This is a genomic window from Ruegeria sp. AP12 (assembly GCF_056540025.1).
In genome coordinates, this window is the sequence record NZ_JBQFVZ010000006.1 from 1 (window position 1) to 15,430 (window position 15,430).

16 protein-coding genes and 1 tRNA gene are annotated in these 15,430 nt (G+C 54.5%); 11 read left to right on the top strand and 6 right to left on the bottom strand.

Annotation, left to right across the window (positions count from 1 at the left end; genetic code table 11):
- The first annotated feature begins 120 nt into the window (after positions 1–120).
- Positions 121–197: transfer RNA gene (locus ACR0E6_RS15540), tRNA-Met, on the top strand.
- A 398-nt stretch (positions 198–595) separates the two neighbouring features.
- Here ACR0E6_RS15540 and ACR0E6_RS15545 read toward each other — a convergent pair.
- Together ACR0E6_RS15545 and ACR0E6_RS15550 are read right to left on the bottom strand one after the other, a co-directional pair.
- On the bottom strand, positions 596–1,309 hold the full coding sequence (locus ACR0E6_RS15545) for a response regulator (protein ID WP_480584990.1): 714 nt from the start codon (positions 1,307–1,309) through the stop codon (positions 596–598).
- Positions 1,302–3,533 (bottom strand): ATP-binding protein, encoded by a 2,232-nt coding sequence (locus ACR0E6_RS15550; protein ID WP_480584992.1) that lies wholly within the window; start codon positions 3,531–3,533, stop codon positions 1,302–1,304. The genes ACR0E6_RS15545 and ACR0E6_RS15550 overlap by 8 nt, the downstream gene beginning before the upstream one ends.
- Positions 3,534–3,792: 259 nt before the next feature.
- Here ACR0E6_RS15550 and ACR0E6_RS15555 point away from each other — a divergent pair, with 259 nt between their 5' ends.
- The 8 genes from ACR0E6_RS15555 to ACR0E6_RS15590 all read left to right on the top strand — a co-directional run bounded on the left by ACR0E6_RS15555 (position 3,793) and on the right by ACR0E6_RS15590 (position 10,055).
- Complete coding sequence (locus ACR0E6_RS15555; RefSeq protein WP_480584995.1) at positions 3,793–4,632, top strand: alpha/beta fold hydrolase; 840 nt, start codon at positions 3,793–3,795, stop codon at positions 4,630–4,632.
- Positions 4,633–4,705: 73 nt separating this feature from the next.
- A complete protein-coding gene (locus tag ACR0E6_RS15560; RefSeq protein ID WP_170519856.1) occupies positions 4,706–5,536 on the top strand; it encodes a class I SAM-dependent methyltransferase in 831 nt (276 codons plus the stop codon).
- A gap of 115 nt (positions 5,537–5,651) precedes the next feature.
- Entirely contained in the window at positions 5,652–6,017 is a 366-nt protein-coding gene (locus ACR0E6_RS15565; RefSeq protein ID WP_170455020.1) for a group I truncated hemoglobin, read from the top strand.
- On the top strand, positions 6,014–7,036 hold the full coding sequence (locus tag ACR0E6_RS15570; RefSeq protein WP_170455018.1) for an adenylate/guanylate cyclase domain-containing protein: 1,023 nt from the start codon (positions 6,014–6,016) through the stop codon (positions 7,034–7,036). Before ACR0E6_RS15565 ends, ACR0E6_RS15570 begins: the two co-directional genes overlap by 4 nt.
- Before the next feature lie 267 nt (positions 7,037–7,303).
- Positions 7,304–8,395, top strand: a complete 1,092-nt coding sequence (locus ACR0E6_RS15575) for an integrase family protein (protein WP_170624496.1) — start codon at positions 7,304–7,306, stop codon at positions 8,393–8,395.
- Positions 8,395–9,132, top strand: coding sequence for a hypothetical protein (locus ACR0E6_RS15580; protein ID WP_480585000.1), 738 nt, complete (start codon positions 8,395–8,397; stop codon positions 9,130–9,132). The genes ACR0E6_RS15575 and ACR0E6_RS15580 overlap by 1 nt, the downstream gene beginning before the upstream one ends.
- A gap of 75 nt (positions 9,133–9,207) precedes the next feature.
- Positions 9,208–9,411, top strand: a complete 204-nt coding sequence (locus ACR0E6_RS15585) for a helix-turn-helix domain-containing protein (RefSeq protein WP_170624492.1) — start codon at positions 9,208–9,210, stop codon at positions 9,409–9,411.
- Positions 9,411–10,055, top strand: coding sequence for a helix-turn-helix domain-containing protein (locus tag ACR0E6_RS15590; RefSeq protein WP_480585003.1), 645 nt, complete (start codon positions 9,411–9,413; stop codon positions 10,053–10,055). Before ACR0E6_RS15585 ends, ACR0E6_RS15590 begins: the two co-directional genes overlap by 1 nt.
- A 238-nt stretch (positions 10,056–10,293) precedes the next feature.
- Here ACR0E6_RS15590 and ACR0E6_RS15595 read toward each other — a convergent pair whose 3' ends face one another.
- The 4 genes from ACR0E6_RS15595 to ACR0E6_RS15610 all read right to left on the bottom strand — a co-directional run bounded on the left by ACR0E6_RS15595 (position 10,294) and on the right by ACR0E6_RS15610 (position 13,477).
- Positions 10,294–10,599, bottom strand: a complete 306-nt coding sequence (locus tag ACR0E6_RS15595; RefSeq protein ID WP_480585006.1) for a hypothetical protein — start codon at positions 10,597–10,599, stop codon at positions 10,294–10,296.
- 87 nt (positions 10,600–10,686) lie between these two features.
- Positions 10,687–11,364, bottom strand: a complete 678-nt coding sequence (locus tag ACR0E6_RS15600) for a GntR family transcriptional regulator (protein WP_480585009.1) — start codon at positions 11,362–11,364, stop codon at positions 10,687–10,689.
- The gene (locus tag ACR0E6_RS15605; RefSeq protein WP_170694206.1) at positions 11,361–12,392 is read right to left on the bottom strand and encodes a Gfo/Idh/MocA family protein; all 1,032 of its coding nucleotides are present in this window, start codon (positions 12,390–12,392) and stop codon (positions 11,361–11,363) included. The genes ACR0E6_RS15600 and ACR0E6_RS15605 overlap by 4 nt, the downstream gene beginning before the upstream one ends.
- A complete protein-coding gene (locus ACR0E6_RS15610; protein ID WP_170694207.1) occupies positions 12,389–13,477 on the bottom strand; it encodes an isocitrate/isopropylmalate family dehydrogenase in 1,089 nt (362 codons plus the stop codon). The genes ACR0E6_RS15605 and ACR0E6_RS15610 overlap by 4 nt, the downstream gene beginning before the upstream one ends.
- Before the next feature lie 135 nt (positions 13,478–13,612).
- Between ACR0E6_RS15610 and ACR0E6_RS15615 the strand changes: the two genes are divergently transcribed.
- Positions 13,613–14,620 (top strand): Bug family tripartite tricarboxylate transporter substrate binding protein, encoded by a 1,008-nt coding sequence (locus tag ACR0E6_RS15615; protein ID WP_170387573.1) that lies wholly within the window; start codon positions 13,613–13,615, stop codon positions 14,618–14,620.
- A gap of 57 nt (positions 14,621–14,677) precedes the next feature.
- Positions 14,678–15,427, top strand: a complete 750-nt coding sequence (locus ACR0E6_RS15620) for a hypothetical protein (protein WP_170694208.1) — start codon at positions 14,678–14,680, stop codon at positions 15,425–15,427.
- Positions 15,428–15,430: the final 3 nt, after the last annotated feature.

Consider the following 15,430-nt stretch of genomic DNA (forward strand, 5'->3'; position numbering starts at 1 on the left):
GGAAGTTAAGCACTGCCGCGCCAATGGTACTTGGGCTTAAGCCCCGGGAGAGTAGGTCACCGCCAAACCTAGTAAAAGCCCATATCTCTCTCGAATACGATGATACAAATCTGACTCTGACGCGGGATGGAGCAGCCCGGTAGCTCGTCAGGCTCATAACCTGAAGGTCGCAGGTTCAAATCCTGCTCCCGCAACCAGTGTCAGAAAATCTCAGCAAAGCCCGTTCAGACTACAATTGATCCACTGGATCAATTGCTTAACGTCTTCACCTCGTCGTTATCAGGGCTTTCGCGGCCCCACTGCGGCCACGGTCCCTTCAAACCATAACCTGATGGTCAAAGGTGCAATTCCTAAGCCCGAAACCATTACAATCGAACGCAGTGTCAGACGAGCCGCTTCAACGCGCACAGGTTGAACCTGTTCTTCACGGAATAGCCTTTCCGTATGCCGTTCACTTCTGGCATTACTAAGAAGCCGCGCCTAACCATTTGACGGGTAAGTTTCACAAAAATATCGGGTCCAAAGCTTCGCCAGCGCGATCGATGCCAATGGTGCTGTGTAACGCGGCTAATGCAGAGAAGCCAAGGACCGCCAATCACTTGGGATCATATAAATAGCCAATTCCCCTAACGGTTCTGATGATTTCGGGCTTTTCGGGGTTGGCCTCCAGCTTGCGGCGTAATCTTGAGATTCTGATGTCGATGCTGCGGTCGAAAGGGTCCCAGCTGCGGTCATGGGCCTGTTCCAGCAGCTGATCCCGGTTCAAGACACGCCCTTTGTTTTCCGCAAAGACCTTGAGCAGACTGTACTCCATCGCCGTGAGTTGAACCTCGGTCCCATCCGCGGCGAGAAGCTTTGCTGCCTCTTTATCCAAAGTGTAATCTCCAAACAGCGCGTAGTCTTCACCGGGTTTTGCAGAAGGCGCGCTGTCATTCATAGAACCGCGCCGCAGGATGGCCTTGATCCGGGCTTCCAGTTCACGCAGGTCAACGGGTTTGCCCAGATAGTCGTCGGCACCCATTTCAAGGCCGATGATGCGATCCACCACGTCGCCTGCTGCGGTTAGCATGATCACCGGAGTTGTATTCTCGGGGCGAAGGGACCTCAGGATCGAAAGGCCGTCTTCTTTCGGCATATTGATGTCCATGATCATGACGTCCACGGGTTCAGCGGCAGCAATTGCCCGGAGCTCTTCGCCTCCGGGTGCCGCCGACACCTGGTAGCCGCGTTTGCTGAGGTATTCCTGCAGCATCTCGCGCACGTCGACTTCATCATCGCAAACCAGGATATGGGTTTTTTGATTATCCATCTGTTTCGTCCTTCCGGTCGGCAATCAGCTTCCCGACAAGTGTTCTGAGCTCTGTCGGCGAGACCGGTTTTTCCAGATAGGGCAGGCCGGAGTCCTGCAACAACCCCAAGGAACTTTCGCCCATCGTGTCGCCGGTGATATATGCGGTTCTGGGCAGCATGTCGGGGAAGCGGGACACCAGCGCCTCGTATATCTTGCGGCCATCTACGCCGGGCATGTTCAGATCGCTCAGGAAGACGTCATAAGAGGTGGATTGCAGGCGGTTCAGCGCCTCTTCGCCGGATGAGACGAAATCGACGTGAAAGCCTTCTCTCCTGAGAATTTCGGCATTCAACTCGCCCACCTCGACCTCATCATCCACCACCAATACGCGGTGTTGAGCCACGGTCGGGACTGGGTCGTGCGGTTCATCAGCCTCATCTGTGTTGGACACCGCAACAGGCAGCGTGATCCGAAAACAGGTGCCCGACAGGACAGTTTGATCAAGCCTGATCTGCCCGCCATGAGACAGCACGATCCGGTGGCAAAAGGCCAACCCGATCCCGGTTCCGTCGCCAACCTCTTTTGTTGTGAAGAAGGGCTCAAAAATGCGGGGGCGGATGGATTTGGGAATTCCGGGGCCGTTGTCTTCGACCGTCACCTCGACAATTCCTGCGTCGGGATTAGCCGCCGCCGACAGTGTTATCCGGTCGCCAACGCCGCTGGAGGTCATGGCCTGTTCTGCATTGAAAATCAGGTTCAGGATGACCTGCGTCAGTTGATCGGCGTCCCCGGCAATCGGCGGCAAATCGGCGGGCAGGTTGCGCGTGATGCTGATCTCGCCCGAGGTGCTGCCATAGCCCGCAACATCTGCGGCGGTTTCGATCATACCGGGTACATCGACCTGTTCGATCTTGCTGGGCTGCTGGCGTGCCATCGCAAGAAAAGTCTTCACGATCTTGGCGCAGCGTTCTGCGGCACTGCCGATTTTTTCGATCCGGGCGGTCAGGTCGGGGTCCGTAATCTCTTCTTTCAGCATCAGCGAGTGACCCACAACAACTGACAGCGGGTTGTTCAGTTCATGCGCGACGCCTGCCAGCAGCTCACCCAAAGCAGACATCTTTTCGTTCTGGAACAGCAGCTCTCGCTGTTTTTCAAGCTCTGCTTCGATTGCCAGTTCGTCCGTCAGATCGCGGGTGTTGGAAACGATGACTTCTTCGCCGTTGAATTCAATAAGGCGCGAAGAATCCGCGCCCCAAAACTTGCGCCCCTTTGCATCCACAAATTCCATGCGCCGGTCTTTCAGCGCACCTGCTTGTCGAAGGTCCTTTAAATAGCGGTCCCGTTCTTCGGGGTCTGCGTAGTAGGATTTGGAACTTTTGTTGTCACCAAACAGCGCCTTGATTTCCGGCGTGGCAAATAGAACCTCGCCAGTGTCGGCATGCGTCATGTTGATGGCGGCCGGATATGCCTCCATCACCTGCCGGATCAGGGCGTCGGCTTCTTTCTGAACAGTCAGATCGATGATGCTGGTGACGATGACCTCTTCGCCCTTGTAGTCGATCAATTGCGAAGAAATGGACGCCGGAAAAGTCTTTCCCTGCGCATTCACCAAATCGAGCTTGTAGTCTTCGACCTGACTGTCAGCCAACAGCAGAGTAATAAAATCCGCGCGTTCTTCGGGGTTCAGATAGTGCTCTCGCGCAGATCTGGACGGCCCGAACATCTGCAGGGCCGCCGGCGTGCGATACAGGATCTGTCCGTCGCCAATCCGGGCCATTGTCACCACTGCCGAACTGGCGTCCAGAACCTGCCGGATCAGAAGATCGCCGTCGCGTTCTTCCACCTCGGCCTGTTTGCGGTCGGTAATGTCCTCGCGGGTGACGACAAAGCCGCCCAGCTTGGTGGGATGGACCGAGACCAGATAGGTGCGCCCATCCGTTTCGGTCAGTTCAAAATCCTGAATGAACTCGATCCCGTTGACCAGCCTGTCTGAAACCCATTGCTGTTCATTACCGATGGCGTCAGCGTAGATCCCCCGACGCGCGGTCTCGCGCATAAGGATTTCCCAATCCAGACCGGGCTCCAGCAGATCGGCAACCCCCTTGTTCATTTCGGCATAGCGCTGGTTGAACATCACAAGGCGACGGTCGTCATCATAAAGGGCGAACCCTTCCTTGAGCGATTCAATGGCGTCGCGAAGAAGGTCTCGTGCCTTCTCCATCTCTTCAAGATTGTTCGCCATGCCCATCGTCATCCTGAATTTCTAAGATACCATTGTTTCAGTGCCATTTCAAAATCGGCCTCTTGTGTTTCAATTGTTTCACAGCGCGCCCCGCCGCGCCAGCTTCAGCCCGAAAGCTGGTTGTTTTCGAACCGGATAGCCAGTTGTGCGAACCACTTCACCAAGCAACAACTGAAACACTTTGCGCTGCATTCAGAAATCACATTGAAACAATGAAAGGTCAGTTATTGCCCATCACAAACGCAAATGGGTAAGTACGATGACTATTTCATTTAACACTTCTGAACTCACCAACGCTCCTATTGTCGCGTTGCATTCTTCTGCGTCGAACGGTGGGCAGTGGGGGCCGCTGGCAGCGGATCTGGACGGCCGCTTTTCGGTTCACGCCTTTGATCTGCCCGGCTATGGCCAAGCGCCCCTTACAGGTGACGCGTCCCAGACCGGTGCGGCCGTTTCCGCCATGCCGGTCATCCGCGAAATCGAAGCGATGGGTCGCCCTGTCCATCTGGTTGGGCATTCCAACGGTGGCGGTATCGCGATCAAGATCGCGCTGATGCGCCCGGATCTGGTGAAAAGCCTTACGGTTTACGAACCCGCCGCCTTTCATTTCCTCAAGCATGGGACTGAAGACAGCAAGGACCTGTTTCGGCAAATTCAACTGGTTGCGGCCATGGTGACGGCGTCGGCAGCAGACGGCAATCCCGCTGCGGGTATGCGTCATTTCCTGGACTTCTGGAATCAAAAGGGGTTCTGGGATGCGCTTCCAGCGCCTGCGCAAGATCGGTTCAGCGGGATGATCGCGTCCATCATGACCGACTTTGCCAATGGGTTTGCCGAGACCTGGACATTGAAGGATTTGGCCGGGATCGAAGTTCCGACGCTTGTCATGACCGGTCTGGAATCTCCGGAAATCGCTCAGCACACGTCGGTTGCGATCGCCAAGGCCCTGCCCAACGCACGGATCGCGCTGCTGCCAGAGCTGGGCCATATGGCACCGGTCTTCCAGCCCGACTGGGTCAACCCAAGAATTCTTGAGCACGTGGCCAGTGCGGAACGGCCCGTCATGAATATCAGCTGGCCGGATCGGAAAGCTGCTTAACCCGCATGTGACGATGCGAATTTTTCAAAACCCGCTGGTGTCAGGCCAGCCTACCATCAAAAGGAACAAAATCATGGGTATTCAAACAGCTATCGCCTCTACAACGGACTTTACGGCAATCAAGGCCAAGCAGAACGTTGCCTGGGGATCCGGGGATTACAGCAAGGTTGGCGTCACCCTTCAAATCACCGGCGAAGAGCTTGCCGAGGCCATGGACATGACCCCAAGCGCCAAGGTGCTGGATGTCGCGGCCGGGAATGGCAATGCCACTCTGGCCTTTGCGCGGCGCTTTTGCGACGTGACCTCGACCGACTATGTCGAGGCGCTGTTGGAAGCCAGCAGCCAACGCGCAAAGGCAGAGGGCCTGTTCGTGACCTACAAGGTAGCGGATGCGGAAAACCTGCCCTTTGCGGATCAGTCGTTCGACGCGGTTGTGTCCACCTTCGGGGTGATGTTCACGCCCAATCAACAGCAATCCGCGGCCGAGCTTCAACGCGTGGTCAAACCCGGCGGCAAGATTGGCATGGCGAACTGGACACCCGAAAGCTTTATCGGCCAACTGTTCAAGACCATCGGCAAGCATGTGCCGCCGCCCGCTGGCGTGAACTCCCCCGCGATGTGGGGCAGACAGGACTGGGTCGAGGACACCTTTGGCGACAAGTGCGAGGTTATTTCCTTCCGGCGCAAGAACTTCATGTTCCGCTACCGCTCGGCCGAGCATTTCCTGGAATACTTCCGGACGTTCTATGGCCCCATGCAAAAGGCCTTTGATGCGCTGGACGAAACGGGGCAGGCGGCATTGCAGGCCGACCTTATGGCGCTGATCGAAAAGTTCGACATCTCGACCAACGGTTCCCTGTGCATCTCGTCCGAATATGCCGAGGTCATCGCCCAGCGTCGCTGACGGTGTGACACGGTAACTCAACGCTCTTGCGGTTTTGCATCCAAGGGCGTTGAGACTTGGCGACCAAGGCATCTGGGTCGCGTTTCTTTATCGGTTTGTCAAAAGGGGTTTCGAAATGGCTGAACGCACACTTTACGAGAAATACGGCGGGTTCTCGAAGATCAGCAAGATCGTGATCTCATTCTACGACACGCTTTTGGACAATGATGAGGTTGGCCCCTTCTTCGATCATGTGGACATGACCAAGATGGTCGATCATCAGACCAAATTCATTGCCTCGCTGCTGGGCGGTCCGGCGTCCTACACAGACAACCAGCTTCGCCAGCTGCATTCTCACCTTGAAATCACGAATGCGCATTTCGATGAACTGGAAACGGTGTTGCAAGACGCTTTGCAAAAACACAACGTGGCTACAGAAGATATTGCGGCCGTTGTCGCCGAATTCGCGAAACGGCGCCCTCTGATTGTAGGTAAGCCATGACTATTGCAGCCATAAACGAACAACTGCTTCGCGCCATTGGCGTGGGCGTTGCCCTGCTCGACCGCCAGACACTGCAGTTCGGTTTTCGAAACGACACGTTTGACGAATGGTTCAGCGGCGACACCCCGTCGGATCAACTGCAACAGCTTTTTCCTGATCTCGATACTAGCGCGGTGCAGCAAAGCCTGCATGAGACCGGGCGGCATACGTCCGAGATCAGTTTCAAGAAAAAGCGCCGAACGCTGGTCATCGCGCTCGACTTCACGGTGGCGCATGATGACGTGCTAGTTCTGGTCTGCCAGAATATCACCCGCATCAAAGAGCTGGAATCCATGATCGATTCCTATTCGATGATGGTCGAGCGCAACACGCGCGAGTTGAAGCGCGAAAAAGAGCAGGTCGAAAAGCTGCTGCTCAACCTGATGCCGCGGTCGGTTTATGAAGAATACAAAACCTTCGGCGTCGTCACACCGCAGCTTTATGACCCGGTATCCGTTCTGATGCTGGATTTCGTCGGGTTCACCGAGATGGTCGCCGCGCAAGAACCCAGCGTTACGGTCACGGAACTGAACGACATCTACAGCGCCTTTGATCGCATTGGTGAGCAATTTGGTTGCGAGCGCATCAAGACAATCGGGGATGCCTATATTACCGTGGCGGGCCTGCCTGATCCGACGCCGGATCATGCCAAGGCGATTGCAAACACGGCCATTCGGTTTGTGCGCTACCTGAACCGCCGCAACCTGAGTCACCCGCATCAGTGGCGGTGCCGCATCGGGCTGGCGTCCGGGTCTGTCGTTGGGTCCGTGGTGGGCATTCAGAAATATGTCTACGACATCTTCGGCCCCGCCGTTAATCTGGCTTCACGGCTTCAGGAATTCTCGGATCCGATGCAGATCACGGTTCAGGATGAGGTCGCGGATATTCTCAAAGATCAATTCGACCTCGAGCCAATGGGGTCCAAGGCAATCCGTGGATTTGATGAGCAGGAGGTCTGGCGTTTGGCCGACAAAAGCTGATGTCACAGCATCTGGCAAAACCCTAAAATCAGACCAACGCATACTGGGGCGAGATCGCTCTTGACGCCCACTTGACCTTCACATAGGAAAGCCAAACCGTGAGCGGGTATAGCTTAATGGTAAAGCCCCTGCCTTCCAAGCAATGACAGTATGTTTCCCAGACATTCCCTGTCTTGCCAAGTAATTCAATATAAGTAATTAATTTTGTCACGATAGTTCCTGTGGTATCCTCAGGTTTCAATCCAGTTCCGACAAAAAGCTGACAAAATGCCAAAGCTCACAGAGACATTCGCACGCAAGGTTCCGCAGACAAAACAGGGCACTGCCAAGCACTGGGATAGCGAGATAAAGGGGCTTGTGCTCTTCGTCGGGAAACAGTCAAAGACCTGGTACTTCCAGAAAGACGTTGGAGGCCAAACGCGGCGTGTTTTGATCGGGCGCTACCCGATGATTTCCGCAGATACTGCTCGACAAACTGCACTGGGATATGCGCTTGACTGGGGCAGGGGAGCGGGCAAGCGTATACAGATCGGAGCGCCGACGCTTGAGACAGCCATGGAAACCTATTTGGCACGTCCCAAACTTCGGTCTGAGGCTCACCGATCCGGGGTGCGTCAGCAGTTCGAGCTACATTTGAAAGATTGGCTGCGACTGCCGCTGGATGAGATAACCAAGTCGATGGTGGTTGAGCGTCACAGATCCATGGCAGCAACGCCATCTTCGGCAAATCATACGCTGAAATACTTTCGGACGGTCTGGAACCATGCACGGCGCATCTACGATCTGCCGGAAAGCCCAACGATGGCTATCGAGTGGTATGAGGAACAACCGAACGGTTCGATCATTGAGGACTTGAGCGCCTGGCGCCAATCAGTGGACGATCTGTACAACCCCATCCACAAGATCTTTTACGAGCTGCTTTTGTTCACAGGCTTTCGCAAAACCGAGGCACTGACGCTCGAATGGAAGCATATCCATGAAGATCACATCCATTTGCCGATGACAAAGAATGGTCGCAGCTTTGATCTTCCCATTTCACAGGTCCATCACGAAATACTGGCCCCTGTGCGCGGTCTGCATAGGCAATGGGTGTTTCCGTCACCCAAATCCCCCACAGGCCATCTGAAGGGACCCGAGCGTCTGCAATGGTCCAGCCATGTCCATCGTCGGACATTTGCAACGGTCGCAATGGAGGCAGGGATACTCGAAGAGATAGTTGGCCGTTTGCTGAACCACACTCCGCTTTCGATCACCGGACAACGCTACGTGAAACCGTCGCTCGACGCACTCAGGCCGGCGATGGACGCTGTCAGTCGGGAGTTGCTTCTCAGGACCACGGGCAAAAACGGTGGTTTGTGATGAGTGGGCGAGATTGGATATTGCCGATCGACCCGGAAATATTCGAACTTGATTTGCTAGACCAAGAGGAATTCGAAGCTGGCGCCAGCAAGTTCCATAGCGAGTTAATTCGACTTCTTAGAAAACACTTTGAAAAATACGAATGTTTTGACGATGAGAGCTTTGGTTGGGTGGCGCATTTCTTGGTTTTCGATCAAGCGCATGAACTGGATGAATTCTGGTCAGCTAAACGCGTATTGGAAGACCTCACTAAACTGAGAACACGTTTGAACGAAGCAGATGAAATTCTGGACCGTCTCCCCACTCCTGTTAGCGATGCATTCCGTATCGGAGCTATTCAAAGAAGCAGGTTGTTAAACGAAAATGAAAGCACCGAAGGCGACCACGATACTCTCACTGACAAATTGAAGGAGTCTCCACACTGGAAGGCGATGTTGGCAAAGGCAGAGTTTTTCAGGAGACTTCGTCATTTCGTGGACTTGATTGAAGACTTTGAAAAGGCGGCAACTCAAGGTGTGCCGGTTGGAAAAAAGGCAATAGAGGCTTGGCGCCTGGTGGCAGCTTGTGTTGGATTATGTGAGCGCCACCCTGGAACGATAAAAGTTCCCAAAGCGATGAATGAAAGCGGGCCATTCTACCGCTTTCTGAGCGATATGTTTGAGCTCTTCGACATAGAAGAACTGCCGACGTCAGCGTTTCGCAGTTGGAGAAGGTATGTGGGGCGTAAAGAACACTAATTCGTTTGCACGACCCATGACGCCAACTCCAATTGTTTCTCTGTTGCTCCCAGACGTGTTCAAAGGAGCAATGCTATGCAGGCAAACTATCTGACGGCCCGGGAGGCCGCTCGTTACACTGGAATCAGTGAAAGCTACCTCGCGAAACTGCGGATGGGAATTGGCGCTGTCGCCGGGCCCAGGTATATTCGGATTGGAATTCGTTCCATCCGGTACAAGCGCTCTGACCTCGACGACTGGATGGCCTCGCGCAGTGAAGGTTTGGGAGGAGCGGACTGATGTCTCGGAACTCCCCATTCTCAAAATATCGTTTTGATTGGAAGAAACGCGTTCACGCTACAGATCACTTAGCACTGCGCACCAAACACTTCGCGTCTTTTGTCTGCGACGAGTTTGTATCGAAAGATAGCGGCTGCTTCTGGGCGAGCAACGCTACCCTGGCCAACAGGTTTGGCGTCCATAAGCGCAGCATCCAACGCTACATTCGGGAGCTCGAAAAGCTCGGCTGGATCCGGCGTGTACGCAAGCAAGGTGTCAGGCGCACGTTCCAAATCACGGAGCCCAAAATCAGCTTTAAACGTGACACTGGCACGCATCATGAGGCGACAACCGTGTCGCAAAAAGGTGACAACGCTGTCGCTCATTATAAGAACAAAGGAATGAACAAAGAAAACGTGAATGTTGGAGCCAGTCGTGGCGGATATCTTTGGTTTGCCGAAGATGACCAGCAGAACCTTCTTGAATGGGAAGCGTTCGTTACTGCCCACACGGTCTTCGACTTTGCATCGCTTTTGCAGTTGCTGCGGAAGAACGGCAGCATTGCATTGCCGACCCGTTTTCCAAGGCACGAAGAAATTGATCGCTACATTCTCTTTTTCAGCGATGTCGTGTTGAGTAAGGGACAGAGCATTGGTGTCACGTAGTCCTGAGTCCTCATCAGAGTTGGGGGGGGTATCAAAAGTTGGTGGCTCCAACCCACGGGACCGGCGGGGGTAATCAGATTTTTCCGCGGGAAAGTTTTAAGGGGGGGGGGCTACAGGCAACGGGCGGAAAGCTGACCTTCGCTGCAATCGCATGAATCCCCGGAAGCGACTTTCAAAGCGGCCATTCATTTCGGTAGTGGTGAGTTGAATCGGAAGGTAGTTCTTTTGACGAGGCGGCTCAGTCTCGTTTGCCAATCTCGGTTTCGACAAATGCTTCAACTTCGGTCTTTGTGACTGTTTCAATCTCTGGGTTGATGATTGTCGAGTTGGGTGTTTGCAGATCAACTTCATCGTCCGGGGACTTGAAAGACACGATCAGCGCAAAGCGCGCAGACTGACTGTTATTTCTCGGTGTTTTAGAACCTTTCCACCAACCTTTAGCTGGATACACGCAGATCATGTTCCGGGTCAGGAGTTTGGCAGCATCTCCGCGCCAAACATCACAGTGAAGCGATCCAGAAGCTACGGCAGCACTTCGGAACACCAATCCTTCATCAGACGGCCTAGTCTGTTTCTTTGCCGCTGTTCAAAAAACTATTCCTTAGACGCCTAGTGGTCGGAAACGAGTAAATCAGAGACTATTAAGTCGATGCTTCTCTAGTATCCCACAAAGCATAGCCTTGGCCTGAAGCCTGTGTTCGCGATGGCGTTCACGCGCAACATCCGGTCGACTTTCACTAATCGCCTGGAAAACGACCCGGTGATCTTCATTGGATTTGACTGGCAGAGGTCTGATGAAAAGCGTTGTAACGCGCGCGCGGCGAACCTGATCGCTCATCATCGCGACAATCGTTTCTACACGTTTGTTACCACCTAAACGCACGAGTTCCTGGTGGAACAGCTCATCAGCTTCGGCCCAGGCTTCCAGGTCTTCGGTGTCGATTGCCTGATCCATCTGCGCGATTGAACCGGCAAGGACCGCAAGCTCTTCTTCTGAATAGCCCGCTTCGGCGGCGCGCTGCGCGGCAAGGCTTTCGAGTTCGGTCAGGATGTCATAGATTTCGCGCATATCCTCTGCGGAAACGGGCAGGATGCGCACACCTTTACGGGGGCGCATTTCCAGCAACCCTTTGCTTTCCAACATCAATGCGGCTTCGCGCACCGGGGTGCGGGACATGCCCAGTGTTTCTGCCAGCTCCGATTCCAAGTGGTCCGTCCCGGCGGCGAGTTCGCCAGACAGGATCATCCGACGCAGGTCTCGGACCGCGCGCTGCGTATTGGAAAGGGTTTTGTTGTCCTGATCCTTCACGGCGTCTCCAAGTTGATCTTTCGTCCCTCGGCAGTCGAAAGATAGATTTTCTCTTCGATACGGATCACGTCCAGATAATCTCGGGCTGTGTTCTCAAGCGGTGTGCCCCGTAGAAGGCCTGAAACAACGTGGCTTTGCAAGGCGTGTACGCAGTCGCCTCCAAATCCATCATGAAGGCTTGGAGGTAGAATTAGATGCCGCTTCAGTTCCCCGAAAGCGCGGAGTTCAACCGAACCGTCACCATTCAGGACCAACGACCCCTCAGTTCCCTCGATAAGCGCTTCGCCCATGGTCTGGCGCAGGTTTTCGGCGCTATGGTCAAGGCATCTGTTTCCGTCGAACACAGCTTTCAGACCGCCGGGGTGGTCAAACAGGATGTAACCCGCGTCTTCGCCAGCGATCACGGGGTTAATCCGGCGCAAGTCAGCATATACCGCATTTGGATTCCTGAATAGAAACCGGAACGTATCTATCCAGTGCACCGCAGTTTCATGCACCAGGAACCGCGGCATGTCCTGAAAATACGGCTGCCGGTCGAGATAGGCGCGGGGCCCTTGTCCATCGCCGGGGCGGAGCCGGAATGTGGCTTGCAGGGGCGTACCAATTCGACCCTGTGAAATCGCTGCTTTGATTGCGCGATACCAAGGCTGAAAGCGAAAGTTTTCATGAACAACAATAGTTGCCCCAACCGTTTCAGCCTCTGAAACGACCTCCTCGGCCTCTGCCAGGGATACGCAGAACGGCTTTTGACAGATCAACCATTTGATACCCGAGCGCAGGGCCGTCCGGATTGCGTCGGCTTGCGCCACGGGTGGAAGGATGATGTCCACGAGATCTGGTTCTTCCTGGTCCAACATTTGCGATAGATCATCGTAAGCAGGTAGTCCGGTGGCTCTGGCCTTGTTGATATCACGATTACACGATGCAACCGGAACAGCGCCGGGCATTCGAGACCAGCTTTCATAGTGGAACCTGCTAAAGTATCCCGCCCCGACACAGGCAACCCTGATCTCTGATTTTGCAGTCATGTCTGCAACGCTTCCATCACGGATGAGGCCGCTTCCTTCGTCCCCGCTGTGCCACCCAGATCACGCGTCAGCACACGGCCGTCCGCTGTAACTTTTTCCACGGCCTCACTCAGGCGTACGCCGTCTTGCGACAATTCCGGGTGATCGTGGGTCAAACCCAGCCATTCAAGCATCATCGCCGCAGACAAGAACATCGCGAAGGGATTAGCGATGCCGCGTCCGGCAATGTCCGGAGCCGAGCCGTGGCAGGGCTGGAACACCGCGTGATTCAACCCGATATCTGCGGACGGCGCCAATCCCAACCCTCCCATAAGTCCCGCGCCAAGGTCCGAGAGGATGTCCCCGAACATGTTCTCGGTCACCAAAACGTCGAACTCCCACGGTTTCTGCACCATCCAGAGGGCAGTGGCATCCACGTAGGCATGATCTGCCTGCAAATCGGGATGGCGGTTGGCCTCGGCATCGAACATTGATCGAAAGAAGGCAAAGGCGCGGAAGACGTTGGCCTTGTCGACACATGTCACGCGCCCCTGACCGCGCCCGGATGCTTTGCGGTTCCGGGCGAGTTCAAACGCAAAGCGGAACAGCTTCTCGGATACCTCTCGGGTGATCAGCAAGATTTCGCGCGCCTCGTCATCGGTGACTTCACCGGTACCTTGAGTGAAGAACAGACCCTCGGTGCTTTCGCGTATCAGGACAAAATCGATCTCGTGCCCATTGGGCAGCGCCAAAGGTGTTTTCTGTCCGTTGCTGACCTTCACCGGGCGAACACCGGCAAAAAGGCCCAGCTGTTTTCTAAGGTCGATCTGGGGTGAGATTTCCGTTCCGTCGGGGTAGCGAACATCCGGCAAACCCATTGCAGACAGCAGAATCGCATCAGCGCTGCGCGCAGTTTCAAGCGATCCCTTCGGAAACGATTCTCCGGTTTTTGCGTAGTGGGAGGCTCCAGCCGGCGCATCCGTAAACGCGAGTGCGTAACTGGGATTGCTGCATGAGAGCTGGCGCAGAATTTCCAGCGTAGGGGCCATAATTTCAGGGCCAATACCGTCCCCGTGGAAAACTGCCACATCGTAAGTCTTTTTCATTTTGCCCCGCTTCCTTCCCGTTTCGCATTCATAGCGCGATAGCAGCTTTCACTACAGTCCGTTGACAACGCATTCTTTAATGTATACGCAAATAAATGCAATAATAAACGCAAAGATGTTTGGGAGGACTTGGAAATGAAACTAAAGCTAGGGCGGTTGGCGGCCGCAGCCGTGATGGCGACTGGGATTGCAGGGGCAGCTGTTGCGCAGGATTATCCCTATCGCGATATCACTACAGCTGTGGTCTGGGGGGCCGGAGGTGGCACGGATACGATCAACCGAATGATCATGGCTGAGATGGAAAAACACCTTCCCGTCTCGATCAATGTGATCAATCAAACAGGTGGTGTCGCGGGCTCCAACGGGATGGTCTATGTCATGAACCAACCAGACGATGGTTATACATTGGTTGGTCTGTCAGAGTCGAACGTCACAGCTGCTGTGCAAGGTGGTTGGGATAAGAAATTTGATTTTTGGTATCCGTTCATTGTTGGCGGATCACCTGATCTGATCTCGGTTCCGGCGGAGAGTCCTTACAATACTCTGGAAGAACTGGTCGACGCTGCGAAAGCTGCTCCTGGCACTATTCCAGCGGCGGCTTCCGGCGCAGGTTCGATCCACCACTTGAACCTTCTGGCCATCGAAAAAGGGTCCGGTGCAGAGTTCAAGTTTGTTCCATACAAAGGCTCAGCGCCAGGGCAGGAAGCAGCGATAGCGGGTGAAGTTGCGTTGGTTGTGACTTCTCTAGCTGAACAGGCCCCGTTGATCGAAGGCGGTCAACTTAAACCGCTTGCGATGTTGACGCCCGAAGATGCGCAGATTGCAGGGGCAACAGTGCCTTCTGCCTTTGGCATATATGACGGTCTCGATCAGTATTTGCCGCTCAAGCAGGCCATCGGGTTTGCAGTTCACAGTTCAGCCGGGGACGACGTAAAGGCCGCGCTTGGTGATGCCTTCGAGCAAGCGATTGCCTCCGACACCGTCGCTGAATGGGCCTCTGCAAACAATTATGATGTCGGTGGTCAACACGGCGAAGAAGCTCAAGAGCTGTTTGCAAACCTCGAAGCTACCTTTGCCTATACCTTGCAAGATCTGGGCGCAGCGACCGTCGATCCGGCGTCGCTGGGTATCGAGAAGCCATAATCCGATCACTTTTGAAAGGGCGCGTCTGATCGCGCCCTTTCCGACAAGAGGCAGGCAATGGACGAATCTGACGATACACTGATCATGCGGGCGCGCGATTTCTGGGCATCGATTGGTCTGATAGCAATTTCCACCTTTTTCCTTTGGAAGACGTCGGACATCCCGCTTTGGGGCGAAAACCGCGCAGGTGTAAGTGGATCTGATTGGTACAACTCGGCTGCAATTGTACCGCTGTCCATCTTCGGTGGATTGCTTGGTTTGTCCTTCGTCTTGCTGGCTATTTCGATCCGTTCAGGTGGAGCCCAAAACGCGCTCAGTGCTTTGGGGATCGGATGGGATAAGTCGGAAGCCTATCGAGCATCAACAATCGGCCTGATGCTTCTTGCATATGTCGTCGGACTGGTCCCCAGAGTGGACTTCATTCTGTGTTCTGGGTTGCTGATTACAGCTTTGACTTACGGCTACTACGGAGGTCATGCGCGACGTGCTTTGGTGGCCTGTGTCGCAGTTGTCGTCGCCGGTTTGTTTGCGTTCGCCGCGTTTCCTGCTCAGGCGGATTGGAATGCACGCGGTGATGATTGGTTCACACTGGCCTTGTGGGTCGCGTTAACACTAGTGGTGTTGACCAAAGCGGCTTCCGAACGCGTTTTGCGGTTCGTTCCATTGGTGGCAATACTTGCCCCGCTCATCCTTGTTTGTGCGATGGCCTTTGTTTTCCGGCAGAACGTGCCCGCGCGCGGCGGGCTGATCTTCAAGCAAATCGAATACCACTACTACGTGACGCTTCGTCCGCTATGGAAAGACTGACCG